The organism is Carboxylicivirga sp., assembly GCF_982718395.1.
Genome location: NZ_CEXQWX010000063.1, coordinates 24945 through 31667 on the forward strand (window position 1 = coordinate 24945; position 6723 = coordinate 31667).

6 protein-coding genes are annotated in these 6723 nt (G+C 35.2%); all 6 read left to right on the forward strand.

Going from position 1 to position 6723, the window contains the following annotated elements; genetic code table 11:
• Positions 1-24 precede the first annotated feature (24 nt).
• Positions 25-1437 (forward strand): PKD-like family lipoprotein, encoded by a 1413-nt coding sequence (locus AC4MRQ_RS12995; RefSeq protein WP_491198111.1) that lies wholly within the window; start codon positions 25-27, stop codon positions 1435-1437.
• A gap of 3 nt (positions 1438-1440) precedes the next feature.
• Positions 1441-1932: a TlpA family protein disulfide reductase gene (locus AC4MRQ_RS13000; protein ID WP_491198112.1), complete on the forward strand. Its 492-nt coding sequence runs from the start codon at positions 1441-1443 to the stop codon at positions 1930-1932.
• A gap of 2 nt (positions 1933-1934) precedes the next feature.
• Complete coding sequence (locus tag AC4MRQ_RS13005) at positions 1935-3062, forward strand: DUF4369 domain-containing protein (RefSeq protein WP_491198113.1); 1128 nt, start codon at positions 1935-1937, stop codon at positions 3060-3062.
• 10 nt (positions 3063-3072) lie between these two features.
• Positions 3073-4188, forward strand: coding sequence for a TlpA family protein disulfide reductase (locus tag AC4MRQ_RS13010; RefSeq protein WP_491198114.1), 1116 nt, complete (start codon positions 3073-3075; stop codon positions 4186-4188).
• Positions 4189-4216: 28 nt separating this feature from the next.
• Positions 4217-5767 carry a receptor L domain-containing protein gene (locus AC4MRQ_RS13015; RefSeq protein WP_491198115.1) on the forward strand — a complete coding sequence of 517 codons (1551 nt, stop codon included), beginning with the start codon at positions 4217-4219 and terminating at the stop codon, positions 5765-5767.
• Between the two features lie 405 nt (positions 5768-6172).
• Positions 6173-6723, forward strand: a 551-nt coding sequence (locus tag AC4MRQ_RS13020) for a DUF6786 family protein (protein ID WP_491198116.1), incomplete at its 3' end; no start/stop codon positions are given.

Below are 6723 nucleotides of genomic sequence, written 5' to 3' on the forward strand. Positions count from 1 at the left end.
CAAGAACAAATAAAATATAGGCAGATGAGAAATAGCCTGCTATTCATATTATCGGGCTTAATAATTTTAAGTAGCTGCATCAAAGATGAGGGTAACTACGATTATAATTATTTAGGTACTGTTACAGTACAGAATATGCCGGAAAGAGAAAGCATTGTTAATGTCAAGCAAGGTGAAACTCTTCAGTTTATTCCACGAATTGAAACCGATATTCCAATTGATGAGTTTTCATATGTGTGGTATTTCGAAAGATGGGAAGGGCGCGATACCATATCACTGGAGCGCAATTTAAAAGTATTGGCCGATTTTGATGGTGGGCGACTGTATTTTGAGATTAAACACGATAAAAGCAATGTTCGCTGGTTAAATCAGATTTATGTAGATGTTCTTTTGCCATACCAATTGGGGTGGGCTGTGTTAACCACCGAAGGAACTAAAACATACTTTAATTTTTTCGAGCAAAACTCTCTTTTCAACTATACCTATTTCCTAAAATTGTATACGGAGATAAATGGTGAATCTTTGGCTCCTGACGGAGAAGAAGTGAGATATTTCGATAAGGATGAGAGCTGGATAGTCAGAAGTGCCTCTGCCTTTAGTTTAATAAATACAGAGGGTATAACTTTAAGAAATAGCTCTTCTAAGATGTTTGTAGAGCCTTTAGAGGAACCGGTTAGCATACCATATATGGGATTTAATAACTCTGAGGGTGGGTTTAGATACCGGACACTGGTTGCCAATAAAAAACTGTATGTCGTTCCATATGTAAATTCTGTGAATATAAGTTCAGATTATATGTTTGACAGACCAGCAGAAGGTGATTATGAACTGGATCACCAGGTAGCAAGCATTGGCACAAAACAGGTTCTGGGGTTTGATCATAAATATAGGCGTTATGTGACGTTTATTATTAGAACCGGCATTATTAATGCCGTGGTGCCTACGATTGATAACAATAGCCTTGCATTTGATCCGGGCAATCTTAACAAAGATTGCATTTGGATGATGAACAAACAGTTTGGAACAGCTGATGGGAGAATACCTGTTTTTTCAATTTTAAAAGATGATACAGATAATTATCAACTTCAGATATTTACAGCACTGGATAGTAAAATTACTTTACAGAAAGAAGTTGATATACCTTCAAGCGTTATAAATGAAAATACCAGTATTAGCTTTGATAATGTATCAGGTGATATCTATTTCTATGATTCCAACCAGGTTCATCTCTATAATAGTGCTAACAATACATTTACAGAAAACTGGAAAACTTTCGAGTCAAAGGTATTGGCAATAACCAAAGAAGACGACCTGATGGCTGTAGCCACTCAAGCCGGTAACAACTCTCGTTTCAGAGTATTTAAAGGAGATAAGTTGGAATTGATAAGCGAACTGGTTGCTGGTGAAATAGTTAGTATGGGATTAAAAAACAGATAATCAATGAAGAGGTTTTTATTTTTAACGTTAACAGTTTGTTTGGCATTTAGTCTGAATGCTCAAAAAAAGGCTCAAGCCAAATCTATATTGAATAAGCCAGTACCGCAATTAAATATTGAAGAGTGGATTGGTGAGCAACCAAATCTTAATGGTAAGTGGATTTTAGTTGACTTTTGGGCAACTTGGTGTTTGCCTTGTCGCACAGCAATTTCCCACCTGAATGATTTTCATGAATTGTATGGTGATGACCTGATTATTATTGGGTTGACGGATGAGCAAAAGGAGAAGGTTCTTGAAATGAAATACCCCAAACTCCAATATTATGTAGCTACTGATACGCAAGGCAGGCTTAAGAAAGAATTGGAGTTAAATGGTATCCCTTATGCATTACTAGTTGATCCTGATGGAATAGTAAAATGGGAGGGAAATCCATTGTCAAAGGAAAATGAACTGGATGAATATAAAATTGAATCAATAATCTATAAACAGAAGTAAGAATGAAAAAATTATTAACTGCCTTCCTGTTTGGTTTACTGTTAATATCATGTAATAATAAGCCAGGATTTGTCATTGAAGGTACCGTAAGTTCAGATATTGAAGGCTTAGAGTCAGGTGAAATAGAGCTTTTTGAGTTTGATAACGAGAATTCGATTATTACCTGCAGAACCAAAATCATTGATGGTAAATTCACTTTTACAGGCAATACAAAGTCGGTAAAAAGGATGATGATAAGCACTGTTCCGGTCAATCCTAATCTAGCTAGAGCTGAAGTGTTGGCAGATTTCTATTTGGATAATACCTACTATCAAATTGATTTATTTCGGGATGATTCTGAAATTCAGACCACATCTGTAGAGCAAAACCTGTACCAGGAGCATCATAATAACGACAGGGAAGTCGAGAAAAAACTGAATGAGATAGACGTTTGGTTCAGGACAAATGATGCTAAAGCAACCACTGATGAAGAAAAGCAGGCGGTTAGGCAGGAAGCAATGAACAGGCACTATGAAATTGCAGACAGGGCGAATAAAAACTTGATTGAATGGGTCAAAAAAAATAATGATAATATAGTGGCTGTCGACATCTTCCACATTCGTTTAATGAGAAACTTGCGACAACGACAGGCTGAAGATATTTTCAAAAGTTTTAAGCCGGAGATACACGATTATAATAGCTATAAAAGAGTTAAAAAATGGTTAAATGCCAGAAGCAACATAACTGTAGGTTCACTGGCTCCTGAACAACCTGTGTATGATTTGAAAGGTAAAGAATGGCCGCTTTTAGGACAATCAAAAAAATACAAGGTTATCTTTTTTGGCTTAAGGGAAATGTCACATTACCTTCCATTGGCTCGGTTTACTTCAATCTATGAGCAATATAAGAAAGATAATATTGAATTTAAAGCGGTTGTAAACGGTGAGCGTAATAAATGGATAACTTATTTACAATGTGACCCATTACCATATCCAGTTTATTTACCGGATGGTGATGCACATTTGGGACTATGGGCTACCTATGATTGTATGACTTATCCTTCTATGTTAATTGTCGACCCGGATAACAATATTCTGGAATTTAATCCCCTTAGTAGTAAAACCTGGGAAGAAGCTTTAAAAAATATCTAAAAATATAACAATGAGAAATATTTTCTTTTTGAGTATTGCAATTATTTTGTTTGGTTGTAATACCGGGAATTTAACTTTTAAAGGTAAGGTTGTTAATGGCAAAATTAGCAAACTATACCTTGCTGAATTAAACGGAGGTAAAGTTACCCGTCTTGATTCAATAACTAATAATAATGGAATTGGCGATTATGTGTTTAAGTTGAATAATAGTGGAGATAAAAAATATTATGCTATATTTATTGATGATTATTTAATTCCGGCTCATGAATTGAAAGTAGCTACAGGACTGTACGAGTCAGATATTGATTTGGAAGCCTACCTAAAACGAGAAGAGTTGCGCATGCACAGCTATAATTTAGAGCGTAATTTCGAAAAAGTTGTTATAGACAATTATAAAAAGGGAGGGACTGCTAGAAAAGCATATAAAGCAAAGCTTGAAAATTGCAAAACTGAAACGCAAAGACAAATAGCTAAAAAGCAATACGATTCTGAAAGAAAACAAGTAAATGATGAGATGATCGCCTATGTAACAGAAATGGCTCGTCAAAATCCCAGAAATGAGTTTGCTTTTAGAACAATGTATACTTATTCCACACAGATGGATGTTAGTGATGTAGAGTATGTTTTGGAAAATACATCAAAAGAGATAAAAAAGGGATTTTATTATAAGTTGATAAACGATAAGTTAAGTGCATCTGCTCACTTAAAGTTCGGTCAGGCAGCACCAAATTTCAAGGTTCCATCTCTGGGAGGTGAAGATATTGAACTCAGACAATTCAAAGGTAAAGTGGTGTTATTAGATTTTTGGGCCAGTTGGTGTAAACCATGTCGGGCACTTACTCCGCATTTGAAAACAATTTACCAAAAACATAAAAAACAAGGGCTTGAGGTTATTAGTATCTCTATTGATACTAATGCTGCCGAATGGGAAAAAGCTGTTAAAGAGGACGGGATGAACTGGATTAATGGATCATCATTGGGCGGCAATCAATGTCCGGTAGCCAAAAAATACATGGTTTCTGCCGTACCCCATGTTTATCTGATTGATAAAAAAGGAGTTTTAAGAGCTGAAAAGCTTCATGGAGAAGAATTAGAAGAAATGATTAAAACATTACTCAACGAGTAATTATTGTTAACTTAATAAATGAATAAAAATGAAAAGGAATTTATTATTTTATTTTCTGTCAATTGCCTTATCAGTGGCTGTATTTAGTTGTTCTGACGATGATGAATCGTTTGATGACTCTAGTTTACTTAAAGAAATAACAGCATTTGGAGAAAAAGTAAATACGCTTGAAGCAGATGTTCTTGATAAAGCAATAGATCTTACCAATGGTTTGGAAACTGTTACTTCCTTAAGAACTGAATTAGCAACATTGGAAGAAAAGGTATTAACCAGTAATCTTCAGGATGCTCTGACTTTACAAAATACTTTAGATGGGTATTCGGGTAAATTGGATATGGCTGAAATGGATTTATATAAAAATCGTGCTGATGAAGTTAAGAGTATATTAGATGACATTAATAAAGACGATGTTGAATCTCTGGGTTTAATGGATCGATATAATGCGTTGTTAGATGAATATACTGTATTAGTTGAGCATATAAATGCAGCTTGTTACCTTGATGCACAGGCTGTTTTGGATGAACTGGAAGCTGAAATCAAAGAGTTGGCAATTCTGGCACCTCCAACATGGAAAGGAGATTTAACACTTGATGATATTGATTTATTCGTTAGTGGAAGTTACGGAGCTGTTGCCGGTGATATAGATTTTGATGGATACGGTATGGGTGATGATGCACCGGCTGATCTTTCTTCATTGAACAAACTAACATACGTTGCTGGTTCGATATACTTGTACGATCTATATAAAATAACCGATTTGGCAGGACTTGAAAACTTGCGTGAGATTGGTGGTGGATTTACAACAGGTTACTGTGATGAATTGGCATCGCTAAATGGCTTGAATAATTTAACTGCAATTGGAGAAGGGCTTAGTTTAGGTGGGGATAAATTAGCTGATATTTCAGCATTGGCTTCGCTTGAAGAAGTAAAACACATTTCAATTTCAAGAACGCAAATTTCATCTTTAAACGTTTTTACCAAAGTAACTGCTTTACCAGATGGATTGTCTTTGAGTCAAAATGAGTTATTGACTTCACTAGATGGCCTTGAAAATGTGACAGTTTGTAAGAATATTAGTTTGTACGAAAATGCTATGTTGAAAAATATTGATGCCTTATCACAGCTTACAACTATGGAAGGAAGCATCAGCCTTATTAAGAATGCTGAATTGGAATCATTAGCTGGACTTTCAGCTTTAACTGAAGTTGGAGGATTTACAATTGACGGATCACCAGCGATAACTGATTTATCAGGCTTAACAAACTTAGTAAACGTTAACGGCTCAATGACTATTGGAGGTAATGATGCGGCTAATAAAATGTTAAATTCTTTAACTGGATTAAGTAACCTTACTTCAGTTACCGGAACATTTACAATTGCAAACACCAATATTAGCAACCTGGATGATTTAGCAAACTTAACTACTTCAAGTTGGTTAACAATATCAGCTAATGAGAACCTGTCAGATTTTTGTGGTTTAAACAAGAATATGGTTGAGGGGCTTTATGGCTATCATACATCTAATAACGCCTACAACCCAACTAAGGACGATTTAATTGTCGGAAACTGTTCTAATTAGTAATAATTATATAGTTGGGATTATAAGGCTGTCAAAAGTTGGGCAGCCTTTTTAGTATACAATATTGCCACATGTATTTTTCTTATATACTGATATGAGTTATAAGTCGTAGCGATGTGTAAATGGGATTACACATTTAAATACGGGTGTGATGTGGTGGTATGTGTTAATACCGATGATGAGCAATCCTTCAAAGCACCCGCATTCAGTGTAAATTATATATGATTAGATAAGTGTCTGAGTAAATAATTAAATAAAGCTAAAACGTTTTTGCATCGATTTTTTTAGTATTTTGCTTTCGTTTTATTTAAGAAATTGATGAATGGAAGTATAATGAAAGTTGGAATAATACCCGGCTGTAGTTGTTAAACCATGCATTGAGTGAAGTATATTAAAACTGAAATAATGAAAGCATTTAAACTGATTCTGGTATTTGGAGTGATTGTAATTGGCGGGTGTCAACTAAGTACCTCTAAAAAAGAAAAGAAAAACGAAGAAACAATGAACACCAAGGGGACATATGCCTACGACAAGGCATTTATGGAAAAACACGTCAAGCTTATTGAATTGAAAGATGGTAATGCATCCGTTCTTTTAGTTCCTGAATATCAGGGAAGAGTCATGACTTCAACTTGTGAAGGCGAAAAAGGCTTTAGTTTTGGCTGGATTAACTATGATCTGATCGAATCAAAGAAAAAGGTGGAACATTTTAATCCGTTTGGTGGCGAGGAACGCTTTTGGTTAGGACCAGAGGGCGGACAATATTCAATATATTTCGCAGAAAATAAACCATTCGATTTTGACAATTGGTATGTGCCTTCTGCCATTGATACAGATGCTTTTGATGTTGTTACATCTTCATCTTCTGAAGCTGTTTTTAAAAAGCAGATAAGCCTGAAAAATTACAGTGGTACAAAGTTTAATCTGAATGTTTCGCGGAAAGTAGCTTTGTTGGC